The 17,694-nt window shown below is 73.7% G+C and carries 17 protein-coding genes and 1 pseudogene; 12 read left to right on the top strand and 6 right to left on the bottom strand.

Features of this window, described 5'->3' with window-relative positions:
- Positions 1-14 precede the first annotated feature (14 nt).
- The 3 genes from ACFV4G_RS22930 to ACFV4G_RS22920 all read right to left on the bottom strand — a co-directional run bounded on the left by ACFV4G_RS22930 (position 15) and on the right by ACFV4G_RS22920 (position 1,607).
- Complete coding sequence (locus ACFV4G_RS22930) at positions 15-458, bottom strand: DUF5360 family protein (protein ID WP_380443254.1); 444 nt, start codon at positions 456-458, stop codon at positions 15-17.
- A gap of 28 nt (positions 459-486) precedes the next feature.
- Positions 487-819, bottom strand: coding sequence for a multidrug efflux SMR transporter (locus ACFV4G_RS22925; RefSeq protein WP_218200045.1), 333 nt, complete (start codon positions 817-819; stop codon positions 487-489).
- Between the two features lie 215 nt (positions 820-1,034).
- Positions 1,035-1,607 carry a TetR/AcrR family transcriptional regulator gene (locus ACFV4G_RS22920; protein WP_380443252.1) on the bottom strand — a complete coding sequence of 191 codons (573 nt, stop codon included), beginning with the start codon at positions 1,605-1,607 and terminating at the stop codon, positions 1,035-1,037.
- A gap of 638 nt (positions 1,608-2,245) precedes the next feature.
- Between ACFV4G_RS22920 and ACFV4G_RS22915 the strand changes: the two genes are divergently transcribed.
- The 12 genes and pseudogenes from ACFV4G_RS22915 to ACFV4G_RS22860 form a co-directional block, all read left to right on the top strand.
- Positions 2,246-3,496, top strand: a complete 1,251-nt coding sequence (locus tag ACFV4G_RS22915) for an aminotransferase class I/II-fold pyridoxal phosphate-dependent enzyme (protein ID WP_380443250.1) — start codon at positions 2,246-2,248, stop codon at positions 3,494-3,496.
- Positions 3,493-4,098, top strand: coding sequence for a hypothetical protein (locus ACFV4G_RS22910; RefSeq protein ID WP_380443248.1), 606 nt, complete (start codon positions 3,493-3,495; stop codon positions 4,096-4,098). The genes ACFV4G_RS22915 and ACFV4G_RS22910 overlap by 4 nt, the downstream gene beginning before the upstream one ends.
- A 95-nt stretch (positions 4,099-4,193) precedes the next feature.
- Positions 4,194-5,129, top strand: a complete 936-nt coding sequence (locus ACFV4G_RS22905; protein WP_380443245.1) for a class I SAM-dependent methyltransferase — start codon at positions 4,194-4,196, stop codon at positions 5,127-5,129.
- Complete coding sequence (locus ACFV4G_RS22900) at positions 5,126-7,678, top strand: MMPL family transporter (RefSeq protein ID WP_380443242.1); 2,553 nt, start codon at positions 5,126-5,128, stop codon at positions 7,676-7,678. The genes ACFV4G_RS22905 and ACFV4G_RS22900 overlap by 4 nt, the downstream gene beginning before the upstream one ends.
- A gap of 7 nt (positions 7,679-7,685) precedes the next feature.
- Positions 7,686-8,453: a CPBP family intramembrane glutamic endopeptidase gene (locus tag ACFV4G_RS22895; protein ID WP_380443240.1), complete on the top strand. Its 768-nt coding sequence runs from the start codon at positions 7,686-7,688 to the stop codon at positions 8,451-8,453.
- A 67-nt stretch (positions 8,454-8,520) separates the two neighbouring features.
- Positions 8,521-9,468: a PfkB family carbohydrate kinase gene (locus tag ACFV4G_RS22890; RefSeq protein ID WP_380443238.1), complete on the top strand. Its 948-nt coding sequence runs from the start codon at positions 8,521-8,523 to the stop codon at positions 9,466-9,468.
- Between the two features lie 126 nt (positions 9,469-9,594).
- Positions 9,595-10,944: a condensation domain-containing protein gene (locus tag ACFV4G_RS22885; RefSeq protein WP_380443237.1), complete on the top strand. Its 1,350-nt coding sequence runs from the start codon at positions 9,595-9,597 to the stop codon at positions 10,942-10,944.
- Between the two features lie 50 nt (positions 10,945-10,994).
- Positions 10,995-12,095: an alkene reductase gene (locus ACFV4G_RS22880; RefSeq protein ID WP_380443235.1), complete on the top strand. Its 1,101-nt coding sequence runs from the start codon at positions 10,995-10,997 to the stop codon at positions 12,093-12,095.
- Between the two features lie 34 nt (positions 12,096-12,129).
- On the top strand, positions 12,130-12,849 hold the full coding sequence (locus ACFV4G_RS22875; RefSeq protein WP_380443233.1) for a hypothetical protein: 720 nt from the start codon (positions 12,130-12,132) through the stop codon (positions 12,847-12,849).
- The gene (locus ACFV4G_RS22870) at positions 12,846-13,139 is read left to right on the top strand and encodes a hypothetical protein (protein WP_380443231.1); all 294 of its coding nucleotides are present in this window, start codon (positions 12,846-12,848) and stop codon (positions 13,137-13,139) included. The genes ACFV4G_RS22875 and ACFV4G_RS22870 overlap by 4 nt, the downstream gene beginning before the upstream one ends.
- 11 nt (positions 13,140-13,150) lie before the next feature.
- Positions 13,151-13,624, top strand: a complete 474-nt coding sequence (locus ACFV4G_RS22865) for a GNAT family N-acetyltransferase (protein ID WP_380443277.1) — start codon at positions 13,151-13,153, stop codon at positions 13,622-13,624.
- 59 nt (positions 13,625-13,683) lie between these two features.
- Positions 13,684-14,466 (top strand): annotated as a pseudogene (locus ACFV4G_RS22860) (aminoglycoside N(3)-acetyltransferase); the annotation flags it as partial.
- Between the two features lie 214 nt (positions 14,467-14,680).
- Here the strand turns inward: ACFV4G_RS22860 and ACFV4G_RS22855 are convergent.
- The 3 genes from ACFV4G_RS22855 to ACFV4G_RS22845 all read right to left on the bottom strand — a co-directional run bounded on the left by ACFV4G_RS22855 (position 14,681) and on the right by ACFV4G_RS22845 (position 17,689).
- Positions 14,681-16,219, bottom strand: coding sequence for a M1 family metallopeptidase (locus tag ACFV4G_RS22855; protein WP_380443229.1), 1,539 nt, complete (start codon positions 16,217-16,219; stop codon positions 14,681-14,683).
- A gap of 142 nt (positions 16,220-16,361) precedes the next feature.
- The gene (locus ACFV4G_RS22850) at positions 16,362-17,234 is read right to left on the bottom strand and encodes a sulfurtransferase (protein WP_380443227.1); all 873 of its coding nucleotides are present in this window, start codon (positions 17,232-17,234) and stop codon (positions 16,362-16,364) included.
- Between the two features lie 131 nt (positions 17,235-17,365).
- Positions 17,366-17,689, bottom strand: a complete 324-nt coding sequence (locus ACFV4G_RS22845; RefSeq protein ID WP_380443225.1) for a hypothetical protein — start codon at positions 17,687-17,689, stop codon at positions 17,366-17,368.
- Between the last annotated feature and the right edge of the window lie 5 nt (positions 17,690-17,694).

Below are 17,694 nucleotides of genomic sequence, written 5' to 3'. Positions count from 1 at the left end.
CCGGGCAGGCGGGTTCAGGCCGGCGTCCGGCCCGCCTCGACCGCCATCCGCCGCACGAGGTGCACGATTCCGGGCACCGGGAAGAGCAGCAGGAACAGGTTCGGCAGCCACCAGGTCACCGAGAAGTCCCCGCGCAGCGCCCAGAACGCGACCGCCTGCAGCCCGGCCGTGCTGGTGAGCGCGAGCGAGACCAGCATCAGCGGCCGGGCCCCGCCCGCCGCGCCGCAGCGGCCGAGCCGCAGCGCGGTGAGGCCGGTGGCGCTCGCGAGCACGTCGAGCAGCACGAACGAGTAGTTCCAGTCGCTCAGGACCGGGTTGTCGTAGTCCTTGTACGCGTACTCGGCCGGGACGAGGGCCAGCAGCGTGGCCGCCCAGTAGACCAGGAAGCCGACGTCGGTGACGAGCATCGACGCCTTCGTGAAGCGCAGCACCGGGCTCGGGGCGGGCGTGGCACGCATGGGGACTCCTCCGTCGCGGGTCATACCGTCATTCGTGACTCATTCCCCCGCCGAGGTACATCACCGCGACGCCGGCCACGACCAGCACCGCCCCGGCCACCGACGCGGGCTTGACCGGTTCGCCGAACGCGACCACCCCGCCGACGAGCGCGCCGACCGTGCCCAGGCCGGACCAGACCGCGTAGACCGGGCCCACGTTCAGCGACTTGAGCGCCTGCGCGAGCAGCACGAACGCCGCGATGTAACCGATCGCGACGACCACGCTGGGCATCAGCCGGGTGAGACCGTGCGAGGCGCGCAGCGCCAGGGTGGCCGTGACCTCGGCGCAGATCGCTGCTCCGACCAGAAGGTATGCCGTCATGCCGTCCGTCCCCCGTCATGGTGGTGACTCGGCCGGACGGGATGGTCCCGTCCGGGTCGACCGGCCGGGCGACCCCCTCGATCGTCCGGCTCCGTGCGGTGTGAACTCGGGTCGTGCTCAGCTGATGCGGTGTTAAATCGTCCGCCCCACGGTTAAGTTGCCGTGAACTCGCGAAGGGTGGATTCGGGCCGTGCGGCGTGAAGCCGGCGCGTGCGCTACGTGAAATCCCGGTTGCCCGGGGCCACCAACTGCGTGAACCCGTCTCCCTGCCCAGTGAGTTCGACGATCAGTCCGCGCAGCCGTCGGTGCAGGTCGTCGTGCGGGGTGGCGAGGCCGAGCAGCCGGGACGTCCACCAGCCGTCGACCGCGAAGCGGACGAGCGTCGCGACGGCCGGATCCAGTCCGTTGTCCACGAGCCGCCGCTGCCACCGGTCGTAGCGCTCCCGCAGCACGTCCAGCACTTCGGGCCCGCCGGCCGCGGCGAGCAGGGCGACCGGCACCTGGTCGGCGCCGCTGGTGTCCCCGGCAGGCGACTCCGCCGGGATGCTGGCGTCCAGCCAGGCGAGCGCGAACGCGCCGGCCGGCGCGTCCGGACCGGGCAGTACGGCCTCGAACCGGTCCGCGAGGCGCTCGACGACACCTTGTACGAGCGCCCGCTTGCTGGGGAAGTGGTGCAGCAGCCCGCCCTTGCTCACGCCGGCCTCGACGGCGACGGCGTCCAGGCGCACCGCGTCGACGCCCCCGCGCACCAGAAGCCGCTCGACGGCGTCGAGCAGTTGATCACGCACCGGTGGTTCCCTCTCTCCGTGTTACAAACCGTCCAGACGGTCGGACGCAGCCTAGCAGACCGGCGAGTACCAGACAGAAACCCCAACACGCCACCGCCGAATGGTTGTTGACAGCCTCCATCGCGCATGCTTTCGTTTCCTCGGCCGACGGCGGAGAAACGGCGGAAGCTCCACCGGTCTGCGGCCTCATGTTTGCTGCGCACGATGATCGAAAAGGCGGCCCGGGAATTCACCCGGGCCGGGGGGAACGCTCTTCGACATCCACGGGGGATCATTGCGAGCCATGCGGTTCCGGCTGCGCCCACACGGGTCCGGCAAGGGTCGGCACGACTGCGGACGACCCTTCCCGCACTGACTGGCGAGCAGCCAAGCAGTCATCCCACGCTGGGCGTTGACCCTGCCGACCGCCGCACACCCATCCTTCGTCGATCGTCTGCCGAGCATCGGCACGACGGGGTGCACCGAGCCCGGGCACAGCGCAACGGCGCGCCGTCCCCAGCCCGGGCCACTCTCCCGCACCCGTGGAACTTTCACCTGCCCGTCCGCGGCCGGGTGTCCATGACATTTCGTGTTCGGCGCGCCGGTAAAGCACGGCGCCCGGGCCCGCCGGGGCACCGCCCATTGAATTCGAGGGAAATATGGTGGACATATTCTCGAAAGTCTCCGGTTACACGGCCGCCCGCGATGCCATGGCGGCCGGCATCTACCCGTATTTCCTGCCTTTGACCGGCAACGAGGGCACGACGGTCACGCTCGGTGACCGCGAACTGGTCATGTGCGGGTCGAACAACTACCTCGGCCTCACCGCCGACCCGCGCGTCAAGCGGGCCGCCGCCCAGGCGGTGGAGCAGTTCGGCACCTCCTGCACCGGCTCCCGGTTCCTCAACGGCAACCTGGCCCTGCACGACCAGCTGGAGGCCGAACTCGCCGACTTCTACGGCAAGCCCGCGGCCGCCGTCATCTCCACCGGCTACCAGGCCAACCTCGGCACCATCAGCGCGCTCGCGGGCCGCGGCGACGTCGTCTTCGCCGACCGCGACGCGCACGCCTCCATCGTCGACGGCGGCAGGCTCAGCGACGCCAAGCTGAGACGCTTCCGGCACAACGACCCCGCCGCGCTCGACCGCGTCCTCGCCTCCGTCCCCGACAGCGCCGGCAAGCTCGTCGTCGTCGACGGCGTGTACTCGATGGAGGGCGACCTCTGCGCCCTGCCGGAGATCGTCGAGGTGTGCGAGCGGCGCGGCGCACGCCTGATCGTCGACGACGCCCACGGCCTCGGCGTCCTCGACAAGGGCCGCGGCACCTGCTCCTACTTCGGCCTCACCGACCGGGTCGACCTCATCACCGTCACGTTCAGCAAGTCGCTCGCCTCCCTCGGGGGCGCGGTCGTCGGCGACGAGGACGTCATCCACTACCTCAAGCACCACGCCCGCAGCCTGATCTTCAGCGCCTCGGCCACCCCGGCCAGCGCCGCCTCCGCCCTGGCCGCCCTGCGCATCCTGCGCGAGGAGCCGTGGCGGGCCGAACGCGCCCAGCAGAACGCCGAGTACATGCGGGCCGGCCTCGCCCAGCGGGGCATCAGCGCCGGCGAGAGCGCCACCCCGGTCATCCCGCTGCGCACCCGCGGCACCATCGAGACCCTCCTGCTGTGGCGGGAGCTCATCGACGCCGGCGTCTACACCAACCCCGTCCTGCCGCCCGCCGCGTCCCCGCGGCTGCGGCTCAGCTTCATGGCCACCCACACCACCGACCACCTCGACCGGGTGCTGGACGCGCTCGGCGCGCGGGCCGAGCACTTCCTCGCCGACGACGAACCGGACGCCGACGACGGGTACGCGGTCGAGGCGCTCGCCGAACTCGCCGACTCCGGCGCCGCGGCCCGGCCGTGAACACCGCGGCCGCCACGCGACCCGGCAGCCGTCCCGCCACCGCGGGCCGTCCGGCACCGCCCGCGCTCCGGGCGGCGGTCGCGGCTCTGGCCGGGGCCTCGGCCGGCGCCGTCCTCGGCGCGGGCCTGGCCCCCGGCGACGGGCACGCGCCCGACCTGCCGTGGTGCCTCGCCGCGGCGGTGGGAGCCGCGCTCGCCGTGCTCGCCGCCGCGCTCCACCGGCGGGCGGGCCGGCACCGGCCCGCCTGGGTGCCGGCCGCCGGGCTGCTGCTGGTCGGCGGCGCGCTGCCGGCCGCCGCGACCTCCGACAGCCCGTGGTGCGCGGCCCTGGCCGCCTCGGCCGCGCTCCTCACCGCCGCCGTGACCGCGCCCCGCGCGGCGGTCGCGGCGGGTGCCCTCGCGGCACTGGCCGCCGGGGCCGTCGCGGCGGCCTCGGCCCCGGCGGCGACGGCCGCCGTGCTCGGCACCCTCGCCGGGACCGGCGGGCTCCTGCTCGTCGCCGACCTGTCCCGCCCGGTCCAACGCCCAGGTTCCACCGCACAGTTCGCCCACAGCAGCACCCCCGCGACCACGCCCCACCGCGACCAGCCCCACCACGAATAGCCCCACCGCGACCAGCCCCGCCCCGTAGAGGAACCGAGCCGAGCACCACCCCTTACCACGATGCCCGCACCCGTCCCGACCCCAAGGAGCCAGCCATGAGCCGCCTCGGACTCGCCGCCCGCGCCCTGCGACTGACCCTGAGCCGGACCAACGCCGACACCACGCCCGACTACGACGCCGCGAGCTCCAGCTACGACACCTACTTCAGCCCGGTCATGGGCGTCCACTCGCTCGCCGCCCTGCGCGAGGTCACCGTCAGCCCCGGCGACGACGTCCTCGAACTCGCCTGCGGCACCGGCCACCTGACCCACGACATCGTCCGGAAGCTGGAGGGCCGCGGCTCCGTCCGCGCGGTCGACAAGTCCCCCGGCATGCTGTCCGTCGCCAAGGCCAAGGTCCTGCCCGAGGCGATGCGCTCCCCGGACCTCGAAGTCTCCCTGGAGGAGGGGGACATGGAGGAGTTCCTGCGCGCCCGGCCGAACGACAGCGCCGACCTCGTCGTCGTCGGCTGGGCGATCTGCTACAGCAAGCCGGTCAGACTGCTGGAACAGATCAAGCGGGTCCTGCGCCCCGGCGGCCGGATCGTCGTCATCGAGACCCGCGGCGACGCCCTCAAGACGCTGATCGAGCAGCTGGAGAAGGTGTTCACCGCCGACCCGTCGCTGCTCACCGGCATGATCCGGGTCAACCTGCCCAAGGACGCGGCCACCGTGGCCCGCTGGTTCACCAAGGCCGGCCTCACCGTGGACGTCCAGCGCGACGGCCACCAGGTGCTGCCCGCCACCACCCCGGAGGAGGCCCTGGAGTGGGTCCAGCGCTCCGGCGCGGCGGCCGGCTTCAAGGACGCCGTCGACCAGAGCCGCGAGGAGCACGCCCTGGAGCTGATCCGCAAGGGCCTCGCCGAACACGTCGCCCGCCACGGCGCACTGGAGCTGCGCCACACCTTCGTCGTCGTCACCGGGACCAACCCGGGCACCACCACCGGAACCGGGCCGGGCGGCCGGCACCGCGAGGGAGTCCGCAGCGCATGACCACCACCGCCACACCCGCACCGGCGGCGGAGACCACCCACGGCGCGGTGCAGCACCGGCTGCTGCGCCTCGCCGAGGGGCTCACCGCCCGCCCGAAGACCGTGCTCGTGATCTGGGTGCTGGTCATCGCGGCGTGCTTCCCGTTCGCCTCGCAGCTGAACGACGTCCTCACCAAACAGGGGGCGTCCAAGGTCGTGCCGGGCACCAGCAGTGCCCGGGCCGACCGGCTCGTCGAGGAGTCGTTCCCGGCCCGCTCGCAGCGCGAGTCCATCGTCGCGATCGGCGCGCCGGACGTCCGGAGCTCCCAACTGCGCGCCATGCTGGCCGACTTGGACGAGCAGATCGCCACCCGCGTACGCACCGGCGAGGTGCAGCAGTCCACCTCGGCGTACACGCTGTACCGGGACTCGACCACCGAGTACCTCAAGCGCCTGCGCACCCAGGTCGACCAGCAGCTCGCCGCCGCGCAGACGCCGGCGACCCCCGACACCCGCCGGCAGGCGGTGGACGCCGCCGTCGCGGCCGGCCAGGTCCCGGCGGCCCTCGCCGATCCGGCCCGCCAGGCGGTCGCCGTCACCGACGACGCCCAACTCCTGCCGATCTCGGCTGCGTTCACCAAGGCGACGGACTGGCGCACCTTCCCGGTGCCGGTGCCCGCCGAGGCCGTCGACCGGCTGGTCGCCAAGGACGGCAAGGCCACCCTGGTCTCGGTCAGCTTCGCCAAGCGCGCCGGGCACGACCCGGACGTGGACTGGCTCCGCTCGGCGATCGCCGGCGCCCAGCGCGCCGCCGGGGCCGGACCGGACGTCGAGGCCCACGTCACCGGCGAGCTGGCGCTGATCAAGGACACGTACAAGAAGGCCGAGGACGACAACGCGCTGATGGAGACGGTCGCCTACGCGATCATCTTCCTCGTCCTGCTGCTGTTCTTCCGGGCCGTCGTGCCGGCCGTGCTCACGGTGGCGGCGATCGGCCTCGCGATGACCGTCAGCCAGGCCGCGCTGTTCGCGCTCGGCCACGGCGTGACGCTCACCCAGTTCACCATCACCATCATGAACTTCGTGATGCTGGGCGCCGGCGTCGACTACAGCATGCTGCTGTCCTCCCGCTACCGGCAGGAACGGCTGGCCGGCCGCTCGCCCAAGGACGCCGCCGTGCACGCCACCGCGCACGCGGGCGAGTCGATGCTGCTCGCCGCGGTCGCCGTGGTGCTGGCCTTCGGCGCCACGCTGTTCTCGCCCGTCGACTGGATCCCGCCGCTCGGCTACGGCGGCCTGATCGGCATCCCGATCGTGCTGCTCGCCGCGCTGACGCTCACCCCGGCCCTGCTGGTCCTGCTCGGCGACCGCTTCTTCTGGCTCGGCCGCGACCCGCTGGCCGACCTGGAGCACGGCAGCGCGCTCGGCCGCCACCTGAAGCGGGCCGCCGACCTCGCCCGCCGCCGCAAGGTGGCGATCGTGCTGCTCTTCGCGGCCGTCACGGTCCCGTTCGCGGTGATCACCGCCCAGCACCGCTCCACGGCGGACCCGGTCGCGCTCAGCCCGGCCACCGACTCGCGCACGGGCTTCGAGCTCGTGGCCCGCGAGTGGGGCGACGCCTCCGTGCTGCCCACGCTCGTCGTCGGCCGGCCGGACCCCGGTGCGGTGGACGGGCAGCACCACCTCACCGACAGCGGGCGCAAGGCCGTCACCGACCTCACCGACAAGCTGGCCGCGGTGCCGGGCGTCGCCCGGGTCTCCGCCGTGACCAGGCCCTTCGGCACGCCGGTGAGCGCCGCCGACCTCGACGCGCTCGGCCCCGACGTCCGCCGCGACTACCTGTCCGACGACGGCGCGCTGCGGATCGTCGTCGAACTCGCCGACAAGCCCTACACCGAGGCCGCGGTGCACACCGTCGACCGGATCCAGGACGTCACGGCCGCGGCCCGCGACGTCGGCCCGCTCGCGGTCGGCGGCGCCACCCAGGTCGACCGGCAGTACGGCGACGCGCTCGACTCCAGCTTCTGGCAGATGATCGGGCTCGTCTCGGTCGGCGTCTTCGTGATGCTGGTGTTCGCGCTGCGCTCGCTGCTGATCCCGATCCGGCTGATCCTCACGATCATGATGAGCAACGTGTGGGCGATCGGCATCACCGTGCTGGTCTTCCACTTCTGGCTCGACAAGGCGATCATCGACGACCTGCCGATCTTCCTCACCGTGCTGATGATGGGCCTCGGCATGGACTACGAGATCTTCCTGGTCACCCGCGTCCGCGACCTGGTGCGCGGCGGGGCCGACCAGGAGAGCGCGACCGTCGGGGCGGTGGTCGACACCGGCCGGGTGATCAACGCGGCCGGCCTGGTCATGGCCGGCAGCCTCGGCACCATGGCGCTCTCCTCGACGATCATGCTCCAGGAGTACGGCGCCGGCCTCGGCCTCGCCGTCCTGCTGGACGCCACGCTCATCCGGATGCTGTTCGTCCCGGCGACGCTGCTGCTGTTCCGCCGCTACAACTGGTGGCTGCCCAGCCTGCGCCGCTCCTCCGCCCCGGCCCCCGCGAAGGCGGGGTGAGCCACCCGTGACCGCGGACCGTCCGGCGGTGGCGCCCGCCACCCCCGCGCCCGCCACCGCCGGGCGGGCTCGCACTCCCCTGCGCCGGCGCACCCTGCACCGGCTCAGGCGGCACCACCGCGAGGCGCCGGCCTCCTCCGCCGCCAAGGTGTTCGCCGTGCTCGCCGTCGTCCGGATCGCCGGCGCGGTGTCGATGCCGCTGATGGTGCTCTCGGTCGGCCTGAGCGCGGCCGTCGTCACCGTCCTGGACCGGGTCGAGTGGGCGGCGGCCGGCCTGCGCCGCTTCCGCTTCCTCCCGGCCTTCGCCGGGACGGGCCTCGTGGTGCTCGCCTACGCCAACACCGTGTTCGCCACCCGGGCCGCGTTCGGCCGGGGCGCCGACAACTGGACCTCCCTCGTCCCCGAGCTCTTCCGGCAGATGGCCCCCGGGCAGCCGGTCGTCGCCGGAGTCGCCATGGTGCTCTGCATGGGCCTCCTGGTGCCGCTGGTCGAGGAGGTCTGCTACCGCGGCGTGCTGTACGACGCCGTCGCCCGCACCCGCGGCCCGCTCGTCGCGATCGCCGTCACCTCGGCCGGCTGGGCCCTCGTCCACCTCGGCGACTACGGGCTCAACCCGCTCAACGCCCGGGTGATCTGCGGCGTCCTGCCGTCCGTCTTCGCGATGGGCGTCGCCCTGGGCGTCTGCCGCGCCTGGACGGGCTCCGCGCTCGCGAGCGCCGTCGCCCAGGGCACCGCCAACCTGCTCCTGCTGGCCTGGGTCCTCTGGGCCCTCTGAGATCCCCTTCCCCCGCCTCCCCCGGCACAGTCCCGCTCGCACCCATTCACCCCAGGTGAGGCACCCCATGAGAATCGCCGTCACCGGCCCGATCGTCATCGACAACCTGATGACCTTCCCCGGCCGTTTCACCAGCCAGCTGCTGCCGGCCCAGCTCCAGCACCTGTCCCTGTCGTTCCTCGTCGACGACCTGGAGGTCCGCTACGGCGGCGTGGCCGCCAACGTCGCCTTCGGCCTCGGCCGGCTCGGCCGCGCGCCACTGCTGCTCGGCGCGGCCGGCAAGGACTTCGGCGAGTACCGGGCCCGGCTGGAGGAGGTCGGCGTCGACACCTCGCGGGTCCGGATCTCCACCGGCCTGGCCACCGCCCGCTACACCCGCACCACCGACGCCGACGACAACCGCATCGTCTCCTACCACCCCGGCGCCCTCGCCGAGGACGACGCGCCCGGCCCCGAGGGCTGGCCGCAGGACGTCGGCCTGGTCTTCCTCGGCCCCGCCGAGCCCGAGGTGCTCGCCGAGCGGGCCGCCGAGTGCCGCCGCCGCGGCCTGCCGTACCTCGTCGACGTGGCCGGCCGCACCGAGCGGCTCGGCCGGGCCGGCGCCGACGCCGTCCTCGCCGGCGCCACCTACCTGGTCACCAACCGCCGCGAGCGCGCCGCCCTCCTGGAGCACGCCGGCTGGGCGGCGGCCGACGTGCTGAACCGGGTCGGCGCCTGGATCACCACCCTCGGCGCGGAGGGCGTCTGGATCGACTACGCCACCAGCCCCTCCATCGCCGTCCCCGCCGCGCCGATCTCCCGGCTGCCCGACGGCGCGGGCGGCGGCGGGGCGTTCCGGGCCGGCTTCCTCGCCGCGAAGGCCGACGGCCTCGACGACGAACAGGCCGCCCGGACCGGCTGTGTGCTGGCCGCGTACGCCCTGGAGTCCGCGGGCAGCCAGGACTACCTGTTCACCCGGCCCGCGTTCGACGCCCGCCTCGCCGACGTCTACGCGGTCACCGCGGACGTCCATTAGGCCCGCTCGTCACCCGCTCTCTCGACGGCCCGGCGGCCGGTGCGCCACACTCTCCCCGAACGGCCCACGCGCTCCCACCGCACCAGCCAGGACGTACCGATCCACGCCCTTACGGAGAGCCACACGGTGACCACTCGTCAACTGCCGGAGATCGCCTTCTCGTCCGGCCGGTCCGGTTCCGGGCCGGCCACCTGGGGCCAGCAGGCCATCTGGGACGCCGTCCGGCGCCTCGCCCCCGGCGACGCGCCGCGCTACACCATCACCACCGCCGCCCCGCTCGACCCCGGCCTGCCGCTGCCCGTCCTGCTCACCGCCCTCGACCGGCTGCTCCACCTCCACGACGCGCTGCACACCAGGCTCGTCCCGGACGAGGAGGGGCGGCTGCGCCAGCTCGTCGACCCCGACGGCCGACTCGCCGTGCACACCGAACACTGCCCCGACCCGGGCCGACTCGCCGCCACCGGTGCCAGGTTGCACGACGAGCTGGCGGCCCGCCCGTTCGACTGCGCCGGCGAGTGGCCGATCCGCGTCGGCGTGGTCGAGCACGGCGGCCTGGCCCGCCACGTCAGCCTGGTGCTCGCCCACACCGCCGTCGACGGCAACGGCATGACCCGCCTCGTCGCGGACCTCACCGCACTCTGCCTCGGCACCGCGCCCGCCGAGCTGGCCGCGCTCCGCGAGCCCGCCCAACAGCCGCTGGAGGAAGCCGAGTTCCAGGCCTCCGAACGCGGCAGGCGGCGGGACGCGGGCGCCCGCAAGCAGTTCCTGCGCAAGCTGCGACTCGGCCCGGCCCGCCTGTTCCCCCAGCCGAACGGACCCGCCGCGACCCGCTTCCCCAACGCCGTGCTGCGCTCCCCCGCCCTGCCCGCCGCCGTCGAACTCGTCGCCGCCGCACACCGGGTGAGCTCCTCCTCCGTCCTCCTCGCCGCCACGGCCGCGATGACCGCCAAGCTCTCCGGCTCCTCCGAGGCCGTCCTGCACGTCGTCGTCAACAACCGCTTCCTGCCCGAACTGGCGAACGCCGTCAGCACCGTCGCCGGCGAGGGCCTGTTCCACCTCCCGGACGCCACCGGCGAGTTCGGCGGGATCGTACGCCGCACGCACGCCGCCGCGATCGGCACCTACCGCCACGCCTACTACGACAAACTGCGCCTGGACGAGGAGATCGCCGCCCTCGCCGCCGGAGGCGTCCCGCTCGCCGACCGGTCCTGCGTCTTCAACGACACCCGCGAGCTGGCCCCGCCCGTCCCCGCCGAGGCAGTGGGCGGCGACGACCGCACCACTCTCACCTGGCCCGTCGACTTCGAGCCGCGCCCCGGCCTGACCTACGCCCTGGACGCCGTCCGGACGGCCGACGCGCTGAGCCTCGTCATGACCGCCGATCCCGCCGTGCTGCCACGCTCGGCCATGGAGGAATTCCTCTACGGGATCGAGGAGTTGGTCCTGGACGAGGCCGCGGCGCCGGCCACCGCTTGAACCTGACACCGCTTGAACTTGACACCGGTGTCAGGTTCTACCGTGCGGGCATGACCACCACCGCCATCACCGGCCCGCTCCTCACCCCCTACCGCCTCGGCGCGCTCGACCTGCCGAACCGCGTCGTCATGGCCCCCATGACGCGCTACCGGGCGACCGAGGACGGCACACCATTGCCCGTCGTCGCCGAGTACTACGCCCAGCGCGCGAGCGCCGGCCTGATCATCACCGAGGGAATCTGGCCCAGCCGGGCCGGCCAGTCCGGCTGGCGCCTGCCCGGCCTGGAGACGCCGGAGCACACCGCCGGCTGGCGGGCCGTCACCGAGGCCGTGCACGCGGCCGGCGGCCGGATCGTCGCCCAGCTGATGCACGGCGGCCGCCAGGGCCACCCGCTCAACCGCCTGCTCGGCGACGTCCCGGCCGGCCCGTCCGCCGTCCCGGCCCCGGGCCCGGTGCACGTCCGCGACGGCGCCAAGGCCGACGCCGTCACCCCGCGCGCGATGACCCGCGACGAGATCCGCCGGGCGGTCACCGACCACGTCGACGCCGCCCGCAACGCCCTCGCGGCCGGCTTCGACCTCGTCGAGCTGCACGGCGCCAACTCCTACCTGATCCACCAGTTCCTCGCCGACAACACCAACCTCCGCACCGACGAGTACGGCCCGCGCACCCTCGCCGACCGCCTCCGCTTCCCGGTCGAGCTGGTCACCGCCGTCGCCGCGGCGATCGGTCCGGACCGGCTCGGCCTGCGGCTGTCCCCCGGAAACCCGCAGTTCGGCATGGCCGAGGCCGACCCGGCACCCGTCTACCGGGCGCTGCTCGACGAACTCGACGGCCTCGGCCTGGCCTACCTCCACCTCACCGACAACGACGACTACCCCGCCCTCGCCGACCTCCGCCCCCGCTGGCACGGCCCGCTGATCGCCAACGTCGGCGAGAACCGCGCCGCCACCGACCGCGCCCGCGGCGAGGCCGTCCTCGACTCCGGCCTCGCCGAACTGGTCTCCTACGGCCGCGCCTTCATCGCCAACCCCGACCTGCCCGCACGCCTCGCCGTCGACGCCCCGCTCACCGCCTTCGACCCGGCCCGCCTCTACACCCACGGCGCCGCCGGCTTCACCGACTACCCGCGCCTGGCCGGCGCGCGCTGAAAACCGCTTGAACCGCCGAAGTAGGCTCGGCCGCATGCGAATTCTCCTCCTCGGCGGCACCTCCTTCATCGGCCGCACCATCGCCGACGAAGCCCTGCGCAGCGGGGCCGACGTCACCCTCTTCAACCGCGGCCGGACGAACCCCGGCCTGTTCCCCGCCGCGACCCGCCTCACCGGCGACCGCGACGCCGGCGACTACTCGGCCCTCCGGCACGGCGGTTGGGACGCGGTGGTGGACCTGAGCGGCTTCTTCCCCCGCCAGGTCACCGGGGCGATGGACGTGCTCGGCGACTCCGTCGGCCGCTACCTGTTCATCTCCAGCCACGCGGTCTACGAGCGCGCCGGGCTCGCCCCCGGCTCGGACGAGTCCACCCCGCGCCGGGCACCGCTGCGGGAGGCCGAGCAGCTGGACGAGGAGACGTACGGCCGGCTCAAGGTCGCCTGCGAGGACGAGGTCGGTGGGGGGGGACAGGAGGGGGAGGGGCGGGAGTGTGGGGTGGGGGGGGGGGGTGCGCGGGGCGGGGGGGCGCGCGCGGGCCCCCCCCCCCCCCCCACGACCAGCGCGGGCTCACCTACTGGGCGCGTCGGGCGGCGGGCGGCGGCCGGATCGCGCTCCCCGGGCGGCCTGAGCAGCCCGTCCAGCTGGTCGACTCGCGCGACCTCGCCCGCTTCGTGCTGCGGCTCGTCCAGGACGAGCGGCCGGGCGCGTTCCACGCCGTCGGCCCGGCCGAACCGGTCACGCTGGGCGGGGTGATCGCCACCTGCGCCGCGGTCGCCGGCACCGAGGTCGAGGTCGTCCCGGTGCCGCCGGAGACGGCGCCGCCGCCGTTCTTCCCGCTGGTCCGCGAGGAGGGGCTCTGGCCCGGCCAGCAGCGCGACGCCTCCCGAGCCCGCGCGGCCGGCCTGCCCACCACCCCGCTCGCGGTCACCGCGGCCGACGTCCTCGCCTGGGACCGCGACCGCGGCGCACCGCCCCTGGGCCACGGCTTCACCGCCGAGGACGAGGCCCGCGTCCTCGCCGCGCTCGACGAGGACGCCCGGTGAACATCACGGCGATGACCCCCGACCACGCCGAGGCCGTCCTCGCCGTCTACCAGGCAGGCATCGACACCGCCGACGCGACCTTCGAGACCGCCGCCCCCGACTGGCCCGCCTTCGACGCCTCCCGCCTGCCCGAGCACCGCCTGGTCGCCCTCGACGACGACGGCACCCTCCTCGGCTGGGCCGCCGTGTCCCGCGTCTCCGCCCGCAGCGCCTACGCGGGCGTCGTCGAGCACTCCGTCTACGTCGCCCCCGCCGCCCACGGGCGCGGCGTCGGGCGCACCCTGCTGTCGGCCCTGCTCGCCTCCACCGACGCCGCCGGCATCTGGACCGTCCAGGCCGGGATCTTCCCGGAGAACGGCGCGAGCCTCGCCCTCCACCACCGCGCCGGCTTCCGCACCGTCGGCACCCGCGAACGCGTCGGCCGCCTGAACGGCCGCTGGCGCGACGTCGTCCTCGTCGAACGCCGGAGCCCCGCCGTGAACTGATCGATTGTCAGACCCCCGGGCTATGGTCGGCCCCGAACGACCAGACGAACGGGGGCACCATGACCGCACACGACTCCACGCCGCGCACCACACCGCTCAACAAGCCGCTCACCGAGCCGCTCACCGCCGCCGGGCTCACCGAGGCCTGGCGCTCGATGGGCGTCCGAGAGGGCATGGCGCTCATCGTGCACTCGTCGCTCTCCAGCCTCGGCCGGGTCGAGGGCGGCGCCGACGCCGTCGTCGCGAGCCTGCGCGCGGCCGTCGGGCCCACCGGGACGGTCGTGGTGCCGGCCTTCACCGGGTCCGTCGTCCTCGATCCGCACCCGGAGCACACCGGCGTCCCGACGCCCGAGATCGCCGAACGCCGGGCCGCGGTCCCGCTGTTCCACCCCGCCATGCCGTCGCCGATGGGCGCCATAGCGGAGGCGCTGCGCGCGCTCCCGGAGAGCCTGCGCAGCCCGCACCCGCAGGCGTCGGTCGCGGCCGTCGGAGCCGAGGCCGCGCGGATCACCGCCCGGCAGTCACTCGGCGACGCGGTCGGCCGCGAGTCCCCGTTCGGTGCGCTGCACGACCTGGACGCGCACGTGCTGCTGCTCGGCGTCGGCCACAACCGGAACACCTTCCTGCACTACGCCGAGTCGCTGGCGCCTGCCCCGCGCCGCAAGCTGCGCCGCTTCCCGATGGCCGTCGCGGGCGAGCGCGTCTGGATCGAGACGATCGACGTGGGCAACGACAACGACACCCACTTCCCGGTCGTGGGCCGGGAGTTCGAGGAGCAGGCGGGCATCCGCCCGGCCCTGGTCGGCACCGCACCCTGCCGCCTGCTCCCGGTCCGGCGCCTCATACCCTTCGCCGGCCCCCCCCCCCGTGTACAGCGTGGGGCGGACGGCGCGGGGGCGGGTCGGGCGTGTTGTGAGCGCGCGCCGCCCCGGGCGGGGCCGGGGGCCCCCCCCCCCCGGCCCGCGTGCGCGGGGGCGGCCCCAACACCCCGTGCGCCGCCCGCCGCCGGGTTCATCGCCGGGGGGCCCACGGCGCGGGGTCGGTTCGGCAGTGAGGTCAGCGCTCGCCGCCGCGTGCGTGGCTGTCCTGGATCTTCTGCCAGGACTTCGGCTCGACGACGGCCTGCGGCTCGTCGGCGGCGCCCACCGCGTCCGAGCGTGCGGCGAGCGAGGCCTGCGAGTCGACGCCGGCCTTCGGCGCCGGGCCGACGGCCGGCTTCGACGGGGTGAACAGCCAGGTGGTGAAGAGCTCCCCGAGGTCCTGCCCGGAGATCGTCTCCGCGTACGCCTGGAAGTCCTTGACGTTCGCGTTGCCGTAGCGGTGCTCGGTGGGCCAGCCCTTCAGGATCCGGAAGAAGGCGTCGTCGCCGACGGTGTTGCGCAGCGCCTGGATCGCCACCGCGCCGCGGTCGTAGACGGCGGAGTCGAACTGGTTGTCCGCGCCCGGGTCGCCCGGCTTGATGGTCCAGAACTTGTCGCCGGCCGGGTGCGAGGCGTAGACGTAGTCGGCGAGCTCCTGCGCGGTGCCCTCGCCCTCGTGCTCGGACCACAGGTACTGCGCGTACGACGCGAAGCCCTCGTTGAGCCAGATGTCGCTCCAGTGCGCGACGGAGACGCTGTCGCCGTACCACTGGTGGGCCAGCTCGTGCACGACCACCGAGGTGTTGGAGCCGCGGGCGAACTGCTTGGCGCCGTAGAACACCCGGGTCTGGTTCTCCAGCGCGTAGCCGGCCTTGGAGTTGGGCACGTAGCCGCCGACGGAGCTGAACGGGTACTCGCCGAAGTAGCCGCTGAGCCAGTCGACGAGCTCGCCGGTGCGCTCGACGCTGGCGCGCGCGGCGTCGGCGTTCTCGCCGAGGTCCTTGCTGTACGCGTTGTAGACGGGGATGCCGCTCGCCGTGGTGTCCTGGGTGACGTCGAACTTGCCGACCGCCAGGGTGGCCAGATATGTCGCCTGGGGCTTGTTCTCGCGCCAGGAGAAGCGGGTCCAGCCCGCCTGGGACCTCTTGCTCACGAGGACACCGTTGCTGATCACCTCGTTGCCGTCGGGCACCTGGACGGAGACGTCGAAGGTGGCCTTGTCGCTGGGGTGGTCGTTGCTCGGGAACCACCACCACGCCGCCTCGGGCTCGCCGGCCGCGACCCCGCCGTCCGGGGTGCGCTGCCACGCGGTGAAGCCGTAGCGCTTCACGGTGGACGGCACGCCCTTGTAGCGCACGACCACGGTGACCTGGCTGTCCTTGGCGAGCGGCCGGGCGGGCGTGATCTCCAGCTCCTGCTCCCCACTGGTGGCGAAGGTGGCCGCCCGCCCGTTGACCCGGACCTCCTGGACGTTCAGCGCGAAGTCCAGGTTGAACCGCGAGAGGTCCTGGGTGGTGGTGGCGAGGATGGTGGTGGTGCCCTCCAGCTCGTCGGTGGCGGGCTGGTACTTCAGCCGGATGTCGTAGTGGGAGACGTGATAGCCGCCGTTGCCGTAAGTCGGGTAGTAGGAGTCGCCGATGCCGGGGGCGCCCGGCTGGAAGTCGGCGGCCGACGCCGGGACGGCGAGGAACAGGGCCATGGCACTCGCGGCGGAGACGATCAGCCTCTTGCGCAACGGGTCCTCCAGGATCGCTGGGACGAAGGGTCGGATCGATCCTTGTCCCGGCAGCCCCGGATCCACTCCCGGATTATGAGATGTTCATGCAAAGAAACAAGCCGAAATGATGCAACCGGCCGAACGCCGGATTTCGGCGCCCTCACGCCCCGAGCGCCACCGGCGCCCGCACCAGCGAGCCGTACTCCGTCCAGGAGCCGTCGTAGTTCTTGACGTGCGGGTACCCCAGCAGTTCGGTCAGGGCGAACCACGTGTGCGCCGAGCGCTCACCGATCCGGCAGTAGGCGATCACCTCGCGCTCCGGCCCCACGCCCCGGCCCCCGTACAGCGCCCGCAGCTCCTCCGCCGAGCGGAACGACCCGTCGTCGTTGGCCGCCTGCGACCAGGGGATGTTCAGCGCGCCGGGGATGTGACCGGGCACCTGCGCCTGCTCCTGCGGCAGGTGCGGCGGCGCGATCAGCTCGCCCCGGAACTCGGCCGGCGAGCGGACGTCCACCAGCACCGCGTCCGTGCCCGGCTTCGCGAACACCTCGGCCTTGCCCAGCACTTCGTCCCGCAGCGCACGCAGCTCCGGCCGCTCGGGCCCGGTCAGCCGGTACGAGGTGTGCTGGTAGTCCATGACCTCGTGGGTGAGCTCGCGCCCCTCCAGCTCCCATTTCTTCCGCCCGCCGTCCAGCAGCCGCACCGGCCCGAACCCGCGCAGCCGCAGCAGCCAGTACGCGTACGCGGCGAACCAGTTGTTGTTGCCGCCGTACAGCACGACGGTCGTGTCGTCCTCCACCCCGGCCGCGCGCAGCAGGTACTGGACGCCCGCCCGGTCGACGTAGTCGCGGCCGACGCTGCTGTGCAGGTCGGTGGCCCAGTTCCAGCCGACCGCGCCGGGGATGTGGTCCCGCTCGTACGCGCTGGTGTCCTCGTCCACCTCGACGACCCTGACGGTGCCGTCGTCCAGGTGGTGGGCCAGCCAGTCGGTGCGGACCAGCGCCTCGGGGTGGGCGTAGCCGTTGCCGGTCATCCCAGGCCTCCTTCGTTCTGCCCAGGCTGCGGCGCCCGACCACGGGGCACGACGAGGCGCCGGCGACCGGGCCGGACAGTTCGACGCTACGCCGACCGCCCGGCCCCGGCCACCTCACCCGTCGCCGCCGGTCAGGAGAAGATGACCGAGCGCAGCTTCAGCTTGTCGCCGAGCTTCTTGCCCGGGTTCATGACGTAGAAGACGTCCCCGTCGCAGTGGGCGTCGAGGAACACCGTGGCCGTCGAGCTCGTGAGGTTCTCCGGCGCGAAGGCCGGGCCGTTCCCGAGTTCCGGAAGGTCGATGCACACGCGGCTCTCCGGATCGGCCAGGCCGGTCAGCACCCCGGGGCCGACCTTGTAGAGGAAATCGCCGGTGGCGGCGCCGGCGGAGGTCGGAACGGCGAGAACGAGGGCGATGGCGCTGGCGGAGGCCAGTACGGCATTGCGGAGACGCATGATTG

Source organism: Kitasatospora sp. NPDC059747 (assembly GCF_042732955.1).
Taxonomy (GTDB): domain Bacteria; phylum Actinomycetota; class Actinomycetes; order Streptomycetales; family Streptomycetaceae; genus Kitasatospora.
The sequence above is the reverse complement of the archived record's forward strand: the minus strand, read 5'-3'. Positions and strand labels throughout refer to the sequence as shown.